Origin of the sequence: Umezawaea endophytica, assembly GCF_025061645.1 — a bacterium.
In the GTDB taxonomy this organism is placed as follows: Bacteria; Actinomycetota; Actinomycetes; order Mycobacteriales; family Pseudonocardiaceae; genus Umezawaea; species Umezawaea endophytica.
In genome coordinates, this window is the sequence record NZ_JANYMP010000003.1 from 174,612 (window position 1) to 192,173 (window position 17,562).

Sequence of the window (17,562 nt, forward strand, 5' to 3'; positions counted from 1 at the left end):
TTCGGTCAGGGCGATGCCCCGGAGTGCGCCCTAATCACGGCGGGGAGCGAGCACGGCCGCGACGACGTCGGCGAGGTCGATGGTGTCCCAGCGGGTGATGCCGCGTTCGCTGGTGGCCAGGGCCAGCAGTGCTCGGACGAGCTGTTCCTGGTGTTGGCCGAGGGCAAGGGCTTCCTGGCACGCGGACCGCAGGGTGTCGGTGCTCGCGTCGGGGTCTCCGAGGGTGACTTCGAGGAGGGTGCGCAGGCCTGCGAGGGGGGTGCGCAGTTCGTGGGAGGCGTTGGCGACGAAGTGGCGTTGGGCGGTGAAGGAGGCTTCCAGGCGGGCGAACAGGTCGTCGAGGATGGAGCCCAGTTCGGTCAGCTCGTCGGTGCGCGCGCCGAGGTCCAGCCCGAGGCGGTGGTGGAGGTTTCCGACGGAGATGGCTCTGGCGGTGGTGGTGATCTCCCGCAGTGGCCGGAGGAATCGGCCCGCGACGAACCAGCCGACGGCCACCGAGAGCGGGCACAGCAGGACGAGGGCGAGGGCGGAGCTGAGGAGCAGTTCGCGCGGACCGATCCCGTCGCCGGTGCCGGTAATAGTGGCCGGGACCTGGCTGTGGACGGGAGTGGTCGACCGGATTCCCGCGAGGGGGATGGTGACCACGGCGAGGACCGCGGTTCCGACGGCGAAGGTGGCCGTGGCGTAGGAGATCGTGAGCCGGGCCCGCAAGGACCGTCGGGGGCTGGTCATGCTCGTCCGATCCGGTAGCCGCCTTCACGGACGGTCGTGATCACGGGTGGGTCGCCGAGTTTGGCCCGCAACCGGTGCACGGTGTGCTTGACCGCGGAGCTGAAGGGGTCGGCGGCTTCGTCCCAGGCCCGTTCGAGCAGTTCCTCGGCGGACAGGACCAGACCCGGTGAGGCGAGCAGGCATTCGAGCAGCGCGAACTCCTTGGGGCTGAGGTCGAGGCGCCTGCCCGCGCGGAACGCCGTCCGCCGCGCCGGGTCGAGGGTGATGTCCTCGCAGGAGAGCTCAGGGGGAAGCGGTCGGGCGGCCCGGCGGGCCAGGGCCCGGACGCGGGCGACCAGCTCGGCGAAGGCGAACGGCTTGGGCAGGTAGTCGTCCGCGCCGAGACCGAGGCCTTCGACGCGGTCCTCGACCGTGTCGGACGCGGTCAGCATCAGCACGCGGGTGTCGGCCCGGTCGTTGGCGAGCCGACGGCAGATGTCGTCCCCGTGGACGTCGGGCAGGTCCCGGTCGAGGACCACCACGTCGTAGCGGACGGCGATCAGGCGGTCGAGGGCGTCGGTCCCGGTCAGCACGACGTCGACGGCCATCCCCTCGCGCCGCAACCCGGTCCCGATGGAACGGGCGAGCACCTCGAAGTCCTCGATCACCAGAACTCTCACCGCGGACCACCGCCGGTGGTGGGGGAAGGGCAGGTTCGACGCGTCACGTGCGCCACCATGCCAGGCGCCCGGTTCCAACCAGGTCGCGGTCGCCGAGACCGGGCTGGAACCGTTTGACGGCTACAACTTCCCGCATGAGATCCACACCGACACACCCGGAGGTCGTCGTCGCCGGGCTGCGCAAGCGGTACGGAACGACCCTTGCCCTCGACGGCATGTCCTTCACCGTCCGCCCTGGGCTGGTGACCGGCTTCATCGGGCCGAACGGGGCCGGGAAGTCCACCACGATGCGGGTGGTCCTCGGACTGGACGCGGTCGACGAGGGCACCGCGCTCGTCGGGGGCACGCCGTACCGCGACCTCCGGAACCCGTTGAGCCACGTCGGTTCGCTGCTCGACGCGTCGGCGCCGCACCCCGCCCGGAGCGCCCGCGACCACCTGCTCTGGCTGGCGCACTCGCAGGGCCTCGGCGCGAGCCGGGTGGACCAGGTGGTCGAGCGGGTCGGCCTGACCTCGGCGGCCAGGCGCAAGGCGGGCGGCTACTCGCTCGGCATGCGGCAACGGCTGGGGATCGCCGCGGCCCTGCTGGGCGATCCGCCGATCATCCTGCTCGACGAGCCGTTCAACGGCATGGACCCGGAAGGCATCATCTGGATGCGCGGTTTCCTGCGGTCGCTCGCCGAGCAGGGCCGGGCCGTCCTGGTGTCCAGCCACCTGATGAGCGAGGTGCAGGACACGGCCGACCACCTCGTCGTGGTCGGGCGCGGCAAGGTCGTCGCCGACGCGGGCGTGGCCGACCTGATCGCCGCCGCGTCCGGGAACCGGGTGGCCGTGCGCACCGCGGCCCGGCCGGAGGCGATGGCCCTGCTCTCGCACGCCGGCGCCACCGTGGCGGCCTCCGGCCGGGACACCGTCACCGTTTCCGGTCTGACGGCGGATCACGTCGTGACGCTGCTCAACCGGGGCGCGATCCCGTTCTCCGAGGTGTTCGCGCACCGCGCCACGCTCGAGGAGGCCTACCTGGAGCTCACCCGCGACGCGGTCGAGTTCCGCGCGACCTCACCCGAGGAGGTGTCCCGGTGACGCCGCGCGGGTGGGACGGCTTTCCCCGGTTGCTGCACGCGGAGTGGACCAAGTTCCGCACCGTCCGGGGCTGGACGCTGGGCGTGGTGACCGCGGCGCTGATGGTGGTGCTGGTCGCCGTGCTCGCCGGAGTCAGCAGCGACCAGCGCGACAGGCCCGTCGTACCGATCGGACCCGACGGTGGTCCGGTCACCGACAGCTTCTACTTCGTCCACCGGCCGTTGACCAGGGACGGCAGCATCACCGTCTCCGTTTCCGCGCTCACGAGCAGCATCCCCACGAGTCCGGGAAACCTGCGGCGTGACACTGTGCCGTGGGCGAAGGCCGGGCTCATCATCAAGGACGGCACCCGCCAGGGATCGCCCTACGCGGCCATCATGGTGACCGGCGGCCACGGCGTGCGGATGCAGGACGACTACGTCAACGACACCGCGGACCCCTCCGGCGAATCGCCCCGCTGGCTGCGGCTGGACCGCTCGGGCAACGCGGTCACCGGTTCCACCTCCACCGACGGCACGCGGTGGAACACCGTGGGCACGGTTCACGTCGAAGGACTCGGATCGACCGTCCAGGGCGGACTGTTCGTCGCCTCTCCACCTTCCGTGCAAGGCATGGGCACGGACGTCACCGTCTCCACGGCCGACTTCGAAGACCTGGACACCCGCAGTGGCTGGCACGGCCGGGACTGGACCGGCGACCAGGTCGGACCCGAGTCCGCCGGCTTCGCCGGTTACCCCGTGGGAACGTCGGGTTCGGTCACCGAGTCCGACGGCCGCTTCACCGTGACCGGGGCCGGGGACATCGCACCCGCCGTCCGCTACTCCCTCCCCACCGGCGGCACCCTCAAGGACATCCTCACCGGCACGTTCGCCGCGCTGATCGCGGTGATCGTCATCGGGGCGCTGTTCATCACCACCGAGTACCGAGGGCGCCTGATCCACGTCACCCTGGCCGCCAGCCCCCGGCGAGGGCGGGTGCTCCTCGCCAAGGCCGTCGTGCTGGGCTCCGTCACCGCCGCCGCGGGGGTGGTGGGAGCGACCATCGCCCTACCGCTCGGCGAGCGGCTCGCACGGGCCAACGGCGTGTACATCTTCCCGGCCACCACCTCGACCCAACTCCGGATCGTGCTCGGGACCGCGGCCCTGCTCGCGACGGCCTCGATCCTGGCGCTCGCCGTCGGCGCCGTGGTCCGGCGCAGCGCCGGAGCGGTCACCGCCGTCGTCGTGGCCCTCGTGCTGCCCCACCTCCTGATCGCCAACCCGTTCACGCCGTCGGGCCTGTCCGACTGGCTGGCCAGGGTGACTCCCGCCGCCGCTTTCTCCGTCCAGCAGACACTCGTGCGGTACGACCAGGTCTCCAGCGTCTACACGCCGTACAACGGCTACTACCCCTTGGCGCCGTGGGCCGGGTACGCGGTCCTCGCGGGTTATGCCGTGCTGGGACTGGCGGTCGCGGTCGTCGTGCTCCGCAGGAGGGACGCGTGAAGCGGGCCCTGCACGCGGAGTGGACGAAGACGCGCACCGTCGCAGGCCCCTGGTGGCTGCTCCTCGGCGCCGTCGTGCTGACCATCGCCTCGAGCGCCCTGGTGACCTCGCTGGCGACCTGCCACACCGCCGGTTGCCACACCGACACCACCAGGCTCAGCCTCACCGGCGTCCACCTGGGCCAAGCGCTGATCGCGATCCTGGCCGTGCGGTTCCTCAGCGACGAGTACGACTCGGGCATGATCCGCACCACCCTGGCCGCGATCCCGCACCGACCCACCGCCTTCGCGGCCAAGGCCGTCACCCTCACCGGTGTCGTGGCCGTGGCCGGTTCCATCGCGATCCTCGGCTCACTGCTGGCAGGTCGGATCATCCTGCCCGGCAACGGCTTCACGCCCGCCCACGGCCACCCGGCACTGTCCCTGGCCGACTGGCCCACGCTGCGCGCGACCGTCGGATCGATCCTCTACCTCACGTTGATCGCCCTGCTCAGCCTGGGCATCACCGCCGTGCTGCGGGATTCCGCGACCAGCACCGGAGCCGTCCTGGGCCTGCTCTACCTCTTCCCCGTCCTGGCCCAGGTGATCGACGACCCGCACTGGCAGCGTCTGCTCCACCAGATCGGCCCCATGAGCGCCGGCCTCACCATCCAGGCGACCACCGACCTCCACACCCTGCCCCTCACCCCCTGGGCCGGACTGGGGGTGACCGCCGGCTGGGCCGCCGCGGCGCTCGCGGCAGGCGGCCTGCTGCTGCACATCCGCGACGCCTAGACGAGCAGGTCCTCACCGGACGGGGAACGCGAAATCGAGTGTGGGCGACGGTGTCGCCGGGCATGCTCGTCCACATGCCCTCGAAGATCACTCGCGTCAACCCCGATCAACTCCACACACCACCCGGCTACCACCACATCACCGTCGTCGAGGCAAGCCGAACGGCCTTCCTGGCAGGCCAATGCCCGATCGACCCGGCGGGCGCCCTGGTCGGGGAAGGTGACATCAACGCCCAGATCGACCAGGTCGTCGCGAACGCGATGATCGCGCTCGGCGCGGTCGGGGCCGAGCCGAGCGACGTCGTGCGCACGGTGATCTACGTGGTCAGCGATGACCGGTCCGTGCTGGGCGCGGCGTGGGAACGGCTGACGCAGTCGCCTCTCGCGCCGGCTTTCACCACCGCGAGCACCTTGCTGGGGGTCGCACAGCTCGGGTTCCAGGGCCAACTGATCGAGGTCGACCTCACGGCGGCGTTGCCAGGATGACCGGAACGCCCCTGTCTGCCGCAGGGCGGTCACCAAGCCCAGCCAGCCACGTGTGCGCTGCCCCGACCAGACCTCACCAGCCGCCGTCCACCAACCATCCACCGGACTGAACACCATGACCCGAACACTGCTCGCGGTCCACGCCCACCCCGACGACGAGTCGACCTCCACCGGCGGCATCCTGGCCCACTACGCCTCGCTCGGCACCCGAATCGTGCTCGTGACCTGCACGACCGGCGAACTCGGCGACGCACCGAACGGCGCCAAACCCCTTCACCCCCGCACATGATCCCGCACAGGTCGCCTCGCACCGGCTCGGCGAACTGCGAGCGGCGTGCCGCGTCCTCGGGGTGACCGACGTCGAACTGCTCGGCTACCACGACTCGGGCATCGCGCCGTGGGAGAAACCTCGCGGTGCTTTCGTGGACGTGCCGGTGTCCGCGGCCGCCGACCGGGTGGCGAGGCTGATCGAGCACTACCAGCCGCAGGTCGTGGTGACCTACGACGCCGAGAACACCGCACAACACCGCGACCACCTGCACGCCGCACGGGTCACCTCGGCGGCGTTCGACCTGTCCGCGGTGGCGGCCAAGCTCTACTTCAAAGCACACGGCAGGGCGTACTGGGAACGCGTGATCCGGGCAGCCGCCTCGATCGGGATCCACCGGAACCTGCCCACCGGCCTAGATGACGTCGACCGGCGCATCACCACGACCATCGACACCCGCGCGGTCGTCGACCGCAAACGCGCCGCGCTGCACTGCCACGCCTCCCAACTCGACTCGTCGATCGCGGGCAGGCTGCCACCAACCGAGTTCGCCGCGGCGCTCGGCGTCGAGGACTTCATCCGAGCACGGGACACCACGGGATCACCCGTCCCGGAAACCGACCTCTTCGCCGGGCTCGGGTCGCACGAACGCGGCGATCACCCCCGCGGTTGAGGCAGTGGAACCGTGACGGACCCGAGGCTGGACCACGTCATCCACGAGCCTCACCGAAGAAGCACGGTTCACACCACTGCGGATGTGCCCGCGGAACGACGGCCGCACATCTCCCTGCAGACCGTCCACGTAGTGGTCGAAGGCGCCCCTACTATCTTGGTAAGAACCTCTATCAGGTCGCGACCAGCACAACGGACAGGACTGCTGTGGTGGACACGTTCATGCTCGATCAGTTGAAACTGCGATGGCCTGCGGACTGGACGAAGCTGCACGTCTACTTCGTGCCTGACCCGGTCGAAATCCGACCCGTGATCGATGCCTACCGAAGTGTCCTTGACAGATTCGACTTCATCGCCAGGCAGCCCGACGAATGGTTGCACTCGACGATGATGGTCATCGACGAGATCTCGGCCCGCAACGTCACCTCGGACCAGCGTGCGGAGTTGGCGCGGCGACTTCGGCAGGTGACGGCAGAGATGCCCTCATTCAAGGTCGCCTGTCGGTCCGCAGTCGTCAAGCGCAGCAGCGTGTCTCTGGAGATGGTGCCTGACCTGCGTTTCAACAAGTTGATCGACGGGATGAAGGCGGTTGCGGGTGACATGTTCGGGCAGAAGGCCGTGCAGTACTCGAATGGCCGACCACACATCACCCTGGCGTATGCCACCGGCGATGGCGACTCCGACGTCGTCCAAGCCTCGCTGCGCGAGGTGCTCGATCCTCGGACCGAGCTCACAGTGGACTGCGTTCGTCTAGTGGATGTCCTCGTGGACACCGAACTTGTTCAGTTTCGCTGGGAGGAACTGGCGAAACTTCGGCTGACACACTGAAGAGTCACCAGTCCCCGACCATCGTCGCGTTGGCGCCTTCTTGTACTCGCTCGCGCATTTGTTGTGAGTTTGTTGTGAGGTGGTCGGGCCCAACATCCGTTCGCTGTCGGTGGGGCGGACACAGCGCTCTGCCTCGTCGACTAGTCGGCCTGTTGTTCTTGCGCCGCAAGGCGAGCGGTGACGGCCTGAACGAGTGCCTTCGCGTGCGGCTCGTCATGGGAGGCCCACCCACGCATCGCGTCGCACGGCACAACCCGGCCGTCGGCCATCAGGAACGACACGCGCTGGATGCGGCCCGGCTCACGGTCGATGCCCCTGATCTCGTCCCACGGCAGGAACCGGTCACGCCACGAGTTGCGCACGAGCACCCCATCCGGCCTCAGGACCACCGCCAGCCGCCAGGTCTGGGTCACCAGCGCCACCAGCAGACCGACGAGCAACCCGGTGAGGACGTTCCGGGTCAGCCCGTCCGCTAACTCGTCTATCCGGAACGCCAGGACGAAGTACACGAACACCGAGATGATCACGATGGCCACGCGGGCCGATGGCCTGCGAAAAGTAGTGGTCCCCATGCGCCAAAGCTAGCCCGGCGCGTACCTGGCTGACCTGGAAACGACGAAAGCCCCCACGTGGAGGGCTCTCGGGTGGAGCGGGTGGCGGGCCGAGGCGGCGCGGCCGGAGCTCGAAGGTATGTACTGACAGGTGTCTGCCTCGGGCGGGCGCGGGCCGTGATGCTCGTGGCATGACGAAAAAGAGCGTTCCGATCACCGTCTTCGCCCGTACGACGTCCAGGCCCGCCCACACCTACCGGGTCATCGTGCCGATCGACCTCTCCCAGGTGTTCAAGCCGTGGGGACCGTTCCCCGGCGTCGAGGAGGTGCGCGGCCAGACCGGCACCTGGGACCGGCCGGGGACCTCGCGCCAGACCTGGTTCACCGACGGTTCCAGGGCCGACGAGCGGCTCACCGAGGTCGTGGACGGGCACGGGTTCGCCTACGAGCTCAGCGGATTCACCAACGTGCTGGCCAAGTTGGCCTCCGGGGTGCGCGGCGAGTGGTCGTTCCTCCCCGACGGCACCGGCACGTCGATCCGGTGGACCTACGACTTCCAGCCGCTGCCCGGCCGCCGCTGGATCGTCGCCGGGCCGTTCAAGCCGCTCTGGACCCGCTACATGCGCGCCGCGCTCGCCCGGATGGTGACCGTGGTCCAGGACACGCCTGGTGCGATCATGGAGGAGTGAGCGACCTGAGCTTCGGTGCCCTGGTGCGCGGTTGGCGCGACCGCCTCGACCCGGCTGACGCCGGCTACGCCCGGTCAGCGCGCAGGCGCGCCCCCGGCCTGCGCCGCGAAGAACTCGCCGAACTCGCCGGTCTCTCCCACGAGTACGTCCTGCGGTTGGAGCAGAGCCGGGCCACCAACCCGTCCGCCCAGGTGGTCACGGCCCTGGCCCGCGCGCTGCGCCTCTCCCCCGCCGAACGCGACCAGCTCTTCCGCGCCGCGGACCTGCTCCCGCCCCGCGACCAGACCGTCGGCACCCACGTGCCACCCAGCATCCGCCGCCTCGTCGACCGCCTCGGCGACCTCCCGATCGGCGTGTTCGCCGCCGACTGGAGCCTGCTGTGGTGGAACGACATGTGGACGGCTCTGCACGGCGACCCGTCCGGCCTGCCGCCCACCGAACGCAACCTCGCCCGCGCCCTCTTCGGCACGGGCGAGGGCCGCTGGCACCTGCGCCCGGTCACCTCGACGGCCGGACCGTACGCCTTCGAAACCGCGATCGTCGCGGACCTCCGCGAAGCGGTCTCCCGCTACCCGGCCGACCCGGACCTGGCGGCACTCGTGGACGGCCTGCGGGCGGCCTCGCCGTTCTTCGGCGAGCTGTGGTCGGTGGCGGGCATGGGACAGCTCACCGGCGACCTCAAGACGATCAGCCATCCCGAGCTGGGTGACGTCACCCTGGACTGCGACGTGCTGACCGTGCCCGGCGTCGACCTGCGCATCGTCACCTACACGGCGGCCCAGGGAACCAGCGGCGCCGACCAACTCGACCGACTGCGTGAGTTCCGGCTCAGCGAGGCTCGCTGAGCGGGAACCGGGCCGGCAACACCAGTTCGGTCAACACCACCCGTCTCAGGAGAGCTCTACGTCGTCGCCGGTACCGCGGCACCGGGAACGGGGGCTGGTGCCGGTACCACGGTGGGGTAGCGGGTGTTGCCGGGTGGGAAGGTGCCCGAGTTGGCCGGGAGCGGGAGGATCACCGCCGTGCTCGTGGCCAGGGTGCGCGGGGTCCAGCCGTCCCAGCCGGAGATGTAGGTGTGACCGGACTGGCCCGCCGGGTTCGTGGCGTTCGGGTGGACGTCGGCGGTCATGAGGAGCCTCCAGTTCCGGCCCGCGGCGTCGACGAAGTAGACCCAGACTGACGCCTTCTTCGTGTCGCCGCCGGTGGTCGCGGAGGTGATGACGCTGACCGTGTTGGTGTAGTCGGCGTTCGCGGCCAGGTTGTTGGCGTCGTTGTTGGTGAAGTTGGCCGGGCCCCCGTTGGGGCACTTGCCGTTCCAGGCCATGGTCGACTCCTCGGTGGACGGATGATGTGACCGCTCCACTGAGGAAACTCCTGGTGTGCCTGAATGTCACCACTCACCTGGGTGGAATTGCGTGTAGCTCTCCGTCACGGAAATCGCTGGCAGGCACTGGTATTCAACGCGACCGCCACAGGTGCTACGGGGCGTTGCGGAAGATCCGCCAGCACAGGTAAACGCAGACGCCGGCCGCGGGGGCGCCGCCCAGGAGGGTTGCCGCGATGCCCAGTGGGATCAGTGTTTCTGTCAGGTAGAGCGGTACCAGTACCGCGGTGGCGATGGTGCACTTGGTCAGGAACACCGCTGTACAAGCGTAATAACGGCGTAGCTGGTGGCGGTCGTGTCGCCAGGCGTGGTGGTCGCCGTGCAGCGTGCCCATCACCAAACCTACGATCGGCCACTTCACCAGCATGGACAACAGGAACAGCGCGCCGCCGACCGCCTGCAACACGACGGCGGGGAGGTAGAAGTCGGCTGCTTGTCCGGTGCTGCCCGCCAGCAGTGCGGACGCGCCGACCACCAGCAGCCCCAGTGCGGGTTGCCAGGGTTTGCCGCCGGTGCACAGGCGTGCCGCGGTGAACACGACCACGCCGCCGACCGCGATCAGGGCGGACGTGAGCACCTGGCGGGTGATCAGGTAGGCGACCAGGAACAGTGATCGGGACACGACGCTTTCGGCGACCGTGCGCCAGCCGCCCACCGCGCTGAACAACGACAGCGACTTCCGCGTCAGCATGGTGAAGCTCATGTGCTCGCCTTCGCCTCGACGGACGGGAAACCGTTGCGGCACATCGTGGTCGCTGGTCGCATCCAAGATCACCCCCATTCTTCATCACCTGGTGAAGAACACTCTAGGGCCGATCCCGAAACTCCACCGGGCGGTGAAGAAAGGGGTGTTAGGCTTCGACCGCCATGGCTGAACACGACGACCACCGTCGCCCCGGACGCTGGCGGTCCGGTGCGGAGAGCAAGCAGCGGGTGCTCCAGGTCGCGCGCGAACTGTTCGACCGCAACGGTTACAACGGCACGACGGTGCGCGCCGTCGCCGCCGCGGCGGCGGTCGACCCGGCGATGGTGTTCTACTTCTTCGGCACCAAGCAGGGACTGTTCAGCGCCGTGATCGACAGCGCCCCGCACACCATCGAGTCGATCTTCGCGGGTGATCTCGACACCCTGGGCGAACGGATCGTCCGGACGCTCGTGCGGAACCTCGACGCCTCCGACGGCGCGCCGCTGGTGATGTTGACCAGATCGGCGCCGACCGACCCGCGGTCCGAGGAGCTGCTGCGCGAGTTCATCGGCCGGGAGATCACCGACCGGCTCGTGGCCCTGCTCGACTCACCGGACACCGCGCGGCAGGCGGGCATGGTCAGCGTCCAGGTCCTGGGTCTCGCGGTGGCCCGGTACATCGTGCGCGTCGAGCCGATCGCGTCGGCGTCCGTCGACGAACTGGCCACCACCTTCGGCCCGCTCGTGCAGCAGTGCCTGACCCCAGCGCGCGGGAAAGGGGAACCGTGACGATCACGCTGCCCGTGCCGGAGATCGGGTCGGCGGCCACGCTGCGGCTACCCTCTGCCGCACAGCGGACACCGGCACGTGCGCACACCGCCTGACGGCCGACCCTCGCGGTAATCGACGTCACTTGACCACCATCACGTTGGTACGCCACACTTCGCCCCCTGGGGGGAGTACCCATTCAGCTCGTGATCGACATTACGGCCGCCCCACGGCGACCCGGTCACGGCGCCACCGCACTCCGGTGGTCGGGGAGACCTCGGTTCGTCATCCGAACCGGAGGGCTCGACATGGTCAACGTCCGCAAACGCCTGCTGCTCTTGCTGTTGTGCGTCCTGACGGCCGCGGGGTGCGCCACGCTCAAGGAGCTGTCCACCCTCTCGGCCCGCATCCAGGATGAGGGCTACATCGGGATTTCCGTCAAGCACAACACCTCCAACGGCTTCGACACGCTGGCCGTCACCGCCTACCGCACCGACGAGCAGAACGCCGACGTCGACGCCCTCTTCCGGCTGATCTGGGACACCTACGCCGAAGACGTCGACCGCGTCGTGGTCACCGTCAACGACGAGTCCACCTCCGCCACCAAGGCCGAACTGCAAGCGGCCTACGGTCCCCGCAAGATCCAACCCGCAGGCGGGACGTCCGGCGCGGGTCACGTCATCGCCTGGATCCTCGTCGCACTCCTGCTTGTCGGCGGCACCACCGCCGCGGTGATCGTCCGCCGCCGTCGCCGCCAGCGGACCAAGCCGCCCCACCAGCCACGTCCGTACTACAAGGAGCCCTGACGCGAAGTTCCCGCACAATTACGGTGTGTGAACATGATGTTGGCCCGATCGTAGGCTCACCGGATCATCCGGATGGCGACATGGGGAGGTCACGTGGGGGAAGCGGTGACAGGCACGCCGTCGGCGGGTGGTTGATGGCGTCCGAGGAAACCCGCGACGTGACTCCCGGTCACCGGTCGGGCGATGTCCACCAGGAGGCGACCGCCAGTGGCGGGGCCCACGTCACCCAGGTCGGCCGTGACCAGCACGTCCACTACACCAACGGCGTCCGGGTGCGGCACCGCACGACACCGGGGGCCGTCGTGCACGAGTGCCCCTACCCCGGACTGGCCGCGTTCGGCCCCGAGCAGGCCGAGTGGTTCTTCGGTCGGGACGGACTGGTCGCCGACCTGACCGCGCGCCTGGACCGGCGGCTGGTCGAGGGCGGGGTGCAGGTCGTGGTCGCGCCGTCCGGCGCCGGGAAGTCGTCGCTGCTGCGCGCCGGTCTGCTGCCCGCGCTCGACGACGGCAGGGTGCCGGGCTCCAACGGCTGGCCGAAGGTCGTGTTCACCCCCACCGCCGAGCCGGTGGCGCGGCTCGCCGCCGCCGTGGCGTCGCTGACCGGCGTCGACCACGTCGACCCGGCGGACTGCGTGAAGGCGTTGCGCCGCAACGCGGACACCCCGGTCGTGATCGTGGTGGACCAGTTCGAGGAGCTGTTCACCCTGTGCTCGGACGACCGCGAACGGCAGGTGTTCCTGGACTCGCTGGTCGAGATCGCCGAGAACGACGGCAAGCCGCTCGGACTGGTCGTCGTGGGCTTGCGCGCCGACTTCTACGCCGCCTGCGCCGACCACCCCGGCCTGCGGGCCGCGTTGCAGGACGCCCAGCTCGTGGTCGGTCCCATGACGGAGGACGAGCTGCGCGAAGCCGTCCTCCACCCCGCGGCCGCGGTCGGCCTCGACGTCGAACCGGGCCTGGTGGAACTGCTGCTGCACGACCTCGGCGTCACCACCGGGCAGCGTGCGGAGGACAGGACGAGCTACGACGCGGGCAGGCTGCCGATGCTGGCCCACGCGCTGCGGATCAGTTGGCAGCAGCGCAGCGGCTCGACGCTCACCGTGCAGGGCTACCGGGACACCGGCGGCATCCGCAACGCCATCGCCACCTCCGCCGAGCAGGTCCACGCCCGCTTGGACGACGCCGGACAGCGGACCGCGCGGTCGTTGTTCCTGCGCCTGGTCAGGATCGGCGACGGCACCGAGGACACCCGCAGGCGCGTCCCCGGCAGCGAACTGGCCGACCAGGACCCCGCGGCGACGGCGGCGGTCATCGACGCGTTCACCAGCGCCCGGCTGCTCACCCGGCACCGCGACGAGGTCGAGATCACCCACGAGACCCTGCTGCGCTGCTGGCCCCGGCTGCGGGACTGGATGACCACCGACCGCGTCGGCAGGCTGGTCCAGCAGAACCTCGAAGAAGCGGCCACGGCCTGGTCCCGCGCCGACCGCGACCCGTCGCTGCTGTACTCGGGCAGCCGCCTCCACACCGCCCGGACCTGGGCCGACAGCGCGCCCGCGGGTGACTTCAGCCCGCTCGTGGACTCGTTCCTGGCCGCCTGCACGCGGGCGCGGCGCCGGTCCGCCCGCGTCCGCACCGCCGTGGTCTCCGCGCTCCTGGTCGCCGCCGTGGTCGCCTCCACCGCGGCGGCGCTGTTCGCCGTGCAACGCGGCGAAGCCGAGCGGCAGCGCGACCTGGCCGTGTACAACCGGGTCGTCACGGAGGCCCAGCAGCAGCGGGACGTCGACGCGTCGCTGTCCGCGCAGCTCGACCTGGTCGCCCACCGCCGCCGCCCCGGCGCGGAGACCGCCGCACGGCTGGTCGGGGCCGCGAACCGTCCGCTGTCGACTCCCCTGACCGGCCACGCGGGCCGAGTCGGTGTCGTCGCGTTCAGCCCGGACGGGCGCACGCTGGTCACCGGCGGCGTCGACGAGCCCGCGCCCATCCGGGTGTGGGACGTCTCCGACGCCACCCGGCCCGTGCGGATCGGGCAGTCGGGCGGTGACGCGAACCCCGTGCACGGGCTCGCGATGAGCCCTGACGGTCGGACCGTCGCCACCGGCGGGCTCATGGGCTCGGTGCGCCTGTGGTCGATCGTCGACCCCACCCGTCCCGAACCGCTGCGCGAACTCGGCACCGACGACGGCTTCCCAGGCCAGGTGGGCACCATCGGCCTGCTCGCCTTCAGCCCCGACGGCCGCTTCCTGGCCGCCGCGAACAACCAGGGCACCACGCAGGTGTGGAACCTCGCCGACCCCGCCCTGGCGGGCTCGCCGAGCACGACGTTCGGCCGCCAGGGCAGCGGCGAGGTCGAGGCGGTGGCGTGGAGCCCCGACGGGCGCACCCTGGCCGTCGGCAACGAGGACGCCGCCGCCGTGCTGTGGGACGTGACCGACTACGCCCGGCCGACCGCCGCGAGCCCGAAGCTGACGGGGCACGACGGAGCGGTCGACGCGGTCGCGTTCAGCCCCGACGGGCGCACGCTCGCCACCGGCAGCCAGGACTCCACCATCCGGCTGTGGGACGTGGCCGACCCCGCCCGCGCCTCGGTGGTCGCCGAGACCCCGCGCAGCGGCCTCAGCGCCGTGGCCGGAGCTGTCGCGACGGTGGCGTTCAGCCCCGACGGGCGGACGGTGGCGGGCGGCAGCGGTGACACCGTCCGGCTGTGGAACGTCAGCGACCGGACCCGCCCCGAGGCCGTCGGCGAACCGCTGCGGGGGCACACGGGGGTCGTCGGCGCGGTGGCGTTCAGCCCGGACGGGCGGACCCTGGCCACCGGGGGCAACGACCGGACGGCCCGGCTGTGGCACCTCCCCGGTTCGGTGCTGACCGGACCGTCGGCCACGACCCACTCCGCGGCGTTCAGCCCGGACGGCCGCACCCTGGCCACCGCCACCGCCGAACCCGCCGTGCGGTTGTGGAACGTCACCGACCCGAATCGCGCCGAGGCGTTGGGCGAGCCGCTGACGGGCCTCACCGACGGGGTCCTGTCGGTGGCGTTCAGCCCCGACGGCCGCACGCTCGCCGCCGCCTGCGGCTCCGCCGTGCACCTGTGGAACGTCGCCGACCCGGCGCGGCCGACACCACTGGCCGCCCCGCTGACCGGCCACACCGGACCCGTCAACGCGGTCGCGTTCAGCCCGGACGGGCGCACCCTGGCCAGCGCGAGCAGCGACAAGTCGACCCGGCTGTGGGACCTCGCCGACCCCGCCCGGCCAACCCCGCTCGCGTACCCGCTGGCCACGCGCAGCACCGAGATCGACTTCAACGGCCGCAGCGAGGGCATCTACTCGGTCGCGTTCAGCCCGGACGGCCGCACGCTCGCGACCGGCAGCAGCGACCAGACGATCCGGCTGTGGAACGTCTCGGAGCGGACGCGACCCGTCCTGCTGGGCCCAACGCTGACCGGCCACACCGACACCGTCCTGTCGGTGGCGTTCAGCCCCGACGGCCGCACCCTGGCCACCGGCGGCGCCGACACGACCGTCCGCCTCTGGAACACCACCGACCCGGCCCGGCCGACGTCGGCCGGGCCGCCGCTGACCGACCTCACCCAGGAGGTGTTCGCGGTCGCGTTCAGCCCCCACGGCCACACCCTGGCCACCGGCGGTGCCGACGCCACGGTCCGACTGTGGGACACCACCGATCCCGCGCGGCCCACCTCGCCGGGACCACCGCTGGCCGGCCACACCGACGCCATCGCCACGCTCGCGTTCAGCCCGGACGGGCGCGTGCTCGCGACCGGCGGCGCGGACCGTTCGGTGCGGCTGACGGACCTCGACGTCGACCGCAACAGCGCCCGGATCTGCGCCTTCACCCGCGCCGGCCTCACCGCCGAGCGGTGGGACCGCCACGTCGGCACCGACGTGCCCTTCGCCCCGCCCTGCGCCTGACCGTCCCGAGGAGTCGCCATGACACCACCGCTCACCTCCACCCCGCGCACGCTCGGGCGCTACCGGGTGCTGGGGGAACAGGGCCGGGTGCTGGTCGGTCGCGGACCGGACGGCGACCTGGTCGCGCTGCGCCTGGCGCGGGAGGCCGACGAGGAGTTCCGGCGCGTGGCCGACGCCGCGAAGGCGATGCCGGGAGTCCACGCCGCCGCCGTGGTCGACGCGGACGCTTCCGTTCCGTGGCTGGCCTCCGTGTACGTGGTGGGTCCGTCGCTGGACGAGGTGGGGCCGCTGCCGGAGGAGCCGTTCCGGCGGCTGGCGCGCGAGGCCGCCGCCGGACTGGCCGAGGTGCACGGGGCCGGGTTGCCGCACGGGAACCTCACCGCGTCGACCGTGCTGCTCACCGAGGACGGCGTCAAGGTCGTGGGCTTCGGCTTCGCGGACCCCGGACACGCGGCGGCCGACGACGTCGCCGCGCTCGGTTCCGTGCTCGCCTCCGCGTACGGGGGCACGGCGTTGCCACCGATCGTCGAACGCTGCCGGGCCGAGGACCCCGCCGCACGGCCCACCGCCGCACAGGTCGCGGCCGAGTTCACCGGCCAGGCCGTCGCTTGGCCGACGGAGGTCCGCGAGCTGATCGACCGACACCGAGCCGACGCGGACCGCCTGGCCGAACCGAACACCAAGCGCGGCAAGCGTTTCATCCTCGTGGGCGCGCTGGTCGGCGTCGTCGTGCTGGCCGCCGGTCTGCTGTGGGCGCTCCAGCCCACACCGGACGCGCCAGCCGGGCAGGACCGTCCCGCGACACCGACCCAGGTGGCCGAACTGTCCGACTCCACCGAGAACGCGAACGGGGTGGCGTTCAGCCCCGACAACCGCACGCTGGCCGTGACGAGCGCGGACGGCGCGGTGCGGCTGTGGGACACCACCACCCACCAGCAGGTCGGTGAACCGATCACCGGTCTGGACACCGGGATCGCGCTCCCGGTGGCGTTCAGCCCGGACGGGCGGACGCTCGCCACCGGCGGCATGGTGCCGAGGCTGTGGGACGTGGCCACCCGCCAGTTGCTCGGCGTCCTGAAGGTCCAGGACCGGTTCGCGGTGGACGGCGCCATGGCGCTGGCGTTCAGCCCGGACGGGCGCCTGCTGGTCACGGCGGGCTTGGGCGACACCCGCCTGTGGAACGTGGGCACCCACCAACCGGTCGGCCCCGCTCTGGTGCGGGGCATGCTGGGCGCGGCCTTCAGCCCCGACAGCCGGACCCTGGCGGTGGGTGGCAACGACGGCGGGTTCCTCTACGACGCGGCTTCCTCGCAGGAGATCGGCCGGGTCGCCCAGGGTGACTGGCTGTTCGGCGTGGCGTTCAGCCCGGACGGCAGGACTCTGGCCACCGCGGGCGGGGTGGACTCCGGCAACGCCGTGCGGCTGTGGAACACCGCCGACCTGAAGCAGGTCGGCGGGCCCATGGGCGAGGGGATGGGCGGCCTGGCCTTCAGCCCCGACGGCCGCACGCTCGCCACGATCGGTGGCAACGCGGGCAACACGGGGAGCAACGAATCCGTTCAGCGGTGGGACGTGGCGAGCAGGCAGCAGATCGGCGACCCGCTGGGCGGCGGCACCCTGGCACTGGCCTACCGCCCGGACGGCACCCAGCTCGCCGCCACCAGCGGCGGCCCGTCGACCCGCTTGTGGACGTTGCCGAACGACCGCTGAGCGGCGGTGCCGTCGTCACCTCCGACGACGGCACCGGCCGCTTCGTCCCGTCCGA

At 71.2% G+C, this 17,562-nt stretch carries 17 protein-coding genes and 1 pseudogene; 13 read left to right on the plus strand and 5 right to left on the minus strand.

Annotated elements, in window-relative coordinates; translation table 11 throughout:
• Positions 1–30: 30 nt before the first annotated feature.
• Complete coding sequence (locus NZH93_RS08155; RefSeq protein ID WP_259622339.1) at positions 31–732, minus strand: sensor histidine kinase; 702 nt, start codon at positions 730–732, stop codon at positions 31–33.
• Positions 729–1,391, minus strand: coding sequence for a response regulator transcription factor (locus tag NZH93_RS08160; protein ID WP_259622340.1), 663 nt, complete (start codon positions 1,389–1,391; stop codon positions 729–731). Before NZH93_RS08160 ends, NZH93_RS08155 begins: the two co-directional genes overlap by 4 nt.
• A 134-nt stretch (positions 1,392–1,525) precedes the next feature.
• On the opposite strand from NZH93_RS08160, the gene NZH93_RS08165 reads away from it, so the two are divergent.
• The 7 genes and pseudogenes from NZH93_RS08165 (at position 1,526) to NZH93_RS08195 (ending at position 6,983) form a co-directional block, all read left to right on the plus strand.
• The gene (locus NZH93_RS08165; protein ID WP_259622341.1) at positions 1,526–2,473 is read left to right on the plus strand and encodes an ATP-binding cassette domain-containing protein; all 948 of its coding nucleotides are present in this window, start codon (positions 1,526–1,528) and stop codon (positions 2,471–2,473) included.
• A complete protein-coding gene (locus NZH93_RS08170; RefSeq protein WP_259622342.1) occupies positions 2,470–3,957 on the plus strand; it encodes a DUF1349 domain-containing protein in 1,488 nt (495 codons plus the stop codon). The genes NZH93_RS08165 and NZH93_RS08170 overlap by 4 nt, the downstream gene beginning before the upstream one ends.
• Positions 3,954–4,730 carry an ABC transporter permease gene (locus tag NZH93_RS08175; RefSeq protein WP_259622343.1) on the plus strand — a complete coding sequence of 259 codons (777 nt, stop codon included), beginning with the start codon at positions 3,954–3,956 and terminating at the stop codon, positions 4,728–4,730. The genes NZH93_RS08170 and NZH93_RS08175 overlap by 4 nt, the downstream gene beginning before the upstream one ends.
• A gap of 74 nt (positions 4,731–4,804) precedes the next feature.
• Complete coding sequence (locus NZH93_RS08180) at positions 4,805–5,215, plus strand: RidA family protein (RefSeq protein WP_259622344.1); 411 nt, start codon at positions 4,805–4,807, stop codon at positions 5,213–5,215.
• A 115-nt stretch (positions 5,216–5,330) separates the two neighbouring features.
• On the plus strand, positions 5,331–5,504 hold the full coding sequence (locus NZH93_RS08185) for a PIG-L family deacetylase (RefSeq protein WP_259622345.1): 174 nt from the start codon (positions 5,331–5,333) through the stop codon (positions 5,502–5,504).
• A gap of 10 nt (positions 5,505–5,514) precedes the next feature.
• Positions 5,515–6,156, plus strand: a pseudogene (locus NZH93_RS08190) (PIG-L deacetylase family protein); the annotation flags it as partial.
• Between the two features lie 209 nt (positions 6,157–6,365).
• Positions 6,366–6,983: a 2'-5' RNA ligase family protein gene (locus NZH93_RS08195; RefSeq protein WP_259622346.1), complete on the plus strand. Its 618-nt coding sequence runs from the start codon at positions 6,366–6,368 to the stop codon at positions 6,981–6,983.
• 140 nt (positions 6,984–7,123) lie between these two features.
• Here NZH93_RS08195 and NZH93_RS08200 read toward each other — a convergent pair whose 3' ends face one another.
• Positions 7,124–7,555: a PH domain-containing protein gene (locus NZH93_RS08200; RefSeq protein WP_259622347.1), complete on the minus strand. Its 432-nt coding sequence runs from the start codon at positions 7,553–7,555 to the stop codon at positions 7,124–7,126.
• A 170-nt stretch (positions 7,556–7,725) separates the two neighbouring features.
• Between NZH93_RS08200 and NZH93_RS08205 the strand changes: the two genes are divergently transcribed.
• Both NZH93_RS08205 and NZH93_RS08210 read left to right on the plus strand, forming a co-directional pair.
• The gene (locus tag NZH93_RS08205) at positions 7,726–8,223 is read left to right on the plus strand and encodes an SRPBCC family protein (RefSeq protein WP_259622348.1); all 498 of its coding nucleotides are present in this window, start codon (positions 7,726–7,728) and stop codon (positions 8,221–8,223) included.
• Positions 8,220–9,068: a helix-turn-helix domain-containing protein gene (locus tag NZH93_RS08210; protein WP_259622349.1), complete on the plus strand. Its 849-nt coding sequence runs from the start codon at positions 8,220–8,222 to the stop codon at positions 9,066–9,068. Before NZH93_RS08205 ends, NZH93_RS08210 begins: the two co-directional genes overlap by 4 nt.
• A gap of 56 nt (positions 9,069–9,124) precedes the next feature.
• Here NZH93_RS08210 and NZH93_RS08215 read toward each other — a convergent pair whose 3' ends face one another.
• Positions 9,125–9,547, minus strand: a complete 423-nt coding sequence (locus tag NZH93_RS08215) for a hypothetical protein (protein WP_259622350.1) — start codon at positions 9,545–9,547, stop codon at positions 9,125–9,127.
• A gap of 154 nt (positions 9,548–9,701) precedes the next feature.
• Entirely contained in the window at positions 9,702–10,388 is a 687-nt protein-coding gene (locus NZH93_RS08220) for a DUF3159 domain-containing protein (RefSeq protein ID WP_259622351.1), read from the minus strand.
• Positions 10,389–10,474: 86 nt separating this feature from the next.
• Here NZH93_RS08220 and NZH93_RS08225 point away from each other — a divergent pair, with 86 nt between their 5' ends.
• The 4 genes from NZH93_RS08225 (at position 10,475) to NZH93_RS08240 (ending at position 17,507) form a co-directional block, all read left to right on the plus strand.
• A complete protein-coding gene (locus NZH93_RS08225; protein WP_259622352.1) occupies positions 10,475–11,080 on the plus strand; it encodes a TetR/AcrR family transcriptional regulator in 606 nt (201 codons plus the stop codon).
• Between the two features lie 287 nt (positions 11,081–11,367).
• Positions 11,368–11,865 (plus strand): hypothetical protein, encoded by a 498-nt coding sequence (locus NZH93_RS08230; RefSeq protein ID WP_259622353.1) that lies wholly within the window; start codon positions 11,368–11,370, stop codon positions 11,863–11,865.
• Between the two features lie 134 nt (positions 11,866–11,999).
• Entirely contained in the window at positions 12,000–15,797 is a 3,798-nt protein-coding gene (locus NZH93_RS08235) for an nSTAND1 domain-containing NTPase (protein ID WP_259622354.1), read from the plus strand.
• A gap of 18 nt (positions 15,798–15,815) precedes the next feature.
• Positions 15,816–17,507, plus strand: a complete 1,692-nt coding sequence (locus tag NZH93_RS08240) for a protein kinase family protein (RefSeq protein ID WP_259622355.1) — start codon at positions 15,816–15,818, stop codon at positions 17,505–17,507.
• Positions 17,508–17,562: the final 55 nt, after the last annotated feature.

Excerpts from the sequence above, each read along its gene's own strand:
- NZH93_RS08205 (WP_259622348.1), top strand. The coding sequence starts at position 7,726 with ATGACGAAAAAGAGCGTTCCGATCACCGTCTTCGCCCGTACGACGTCC.
- NZH93_RS08200 (WP_259622347.1), bottom strand. The coding sequence starts at position 7,555 with ATGGGGACCACTACTTTTCGCAGGCCATCGGCCCGCGTGGCCATCGTG.
- NZH93_RS08240 (WP_259622355.1), top strand. The coding sequence starts at position 15,816 with ATGACACCACCGCTCACCTCCACCCCGCGCACGCTCGGGCGCTACCGG.
- NZH93_RS08185 (WP_259622345.1), top strand. The coding sequence starts at position 5,331 with ATGACCCGAACACTGCTCGCGGTCCACGCCCACCCCGACGACGAGTCG.
- NZH93_RS08235 (WP_259622354.1), top strand. The coding sequence starts at position 12,000 with ATGGCGTCCGAGGAAACCCGCGACGTGACTCCCGGTCACCGGTCGGGC.
- NZH93_RS08165 (WP_259622341.1), top strand. The coding sequence starts at position 1,526 with ATGAGATCCACACCGACACACCCGGAGGTCGTCGTCGCCGGGCTGCGC.
- NZH93_RS08230 (WP_259622353.1), top strand. The coding sequence starts at position 11,368 with ATGGTCAACGTCCGCAAACGCCTGCTGCTCTTGCTGTTGTGCGTCCTG.
- NZH93_RS08215 (WP_259622350.1), bottom strand. The coding sequence starts at position 9,547 with ATGGCCTGGAACGGCAAGTGCCCCAACGGGGGCCCGGCCAACTTCACC.
- NZH93_RS08180 (WP_259622344.1), top strand. The coding sequence starts at position 4,805 with ATGCCCTCGAAGATCACTCGCGTCAACCCCGATCAACTCCACACACCA.
- NZH93_RS08220 (WP_259622351.1), bottom strand. The coding sequence starts at position 10,388 with ATGGGGGTGATCTTGGATGCGACCAGCGACCACGATGTGCCGCAACGG.
- NZH93_RS08155 (WP_259622339.1), bottom strand. The coding sequence starts at position 732 with ATGACCAGCCCCCGACGGTCCTTGCGGGCCCGGCTCACGATCTCCTAC.
- NZH93_RS08225 (WP_259622352.1), top strand. The coding sequence starts at position 10,475 with ATGGCTGAACACGACGACCACCGTCGCCCCGGACGCTGGCGGTCCGGT.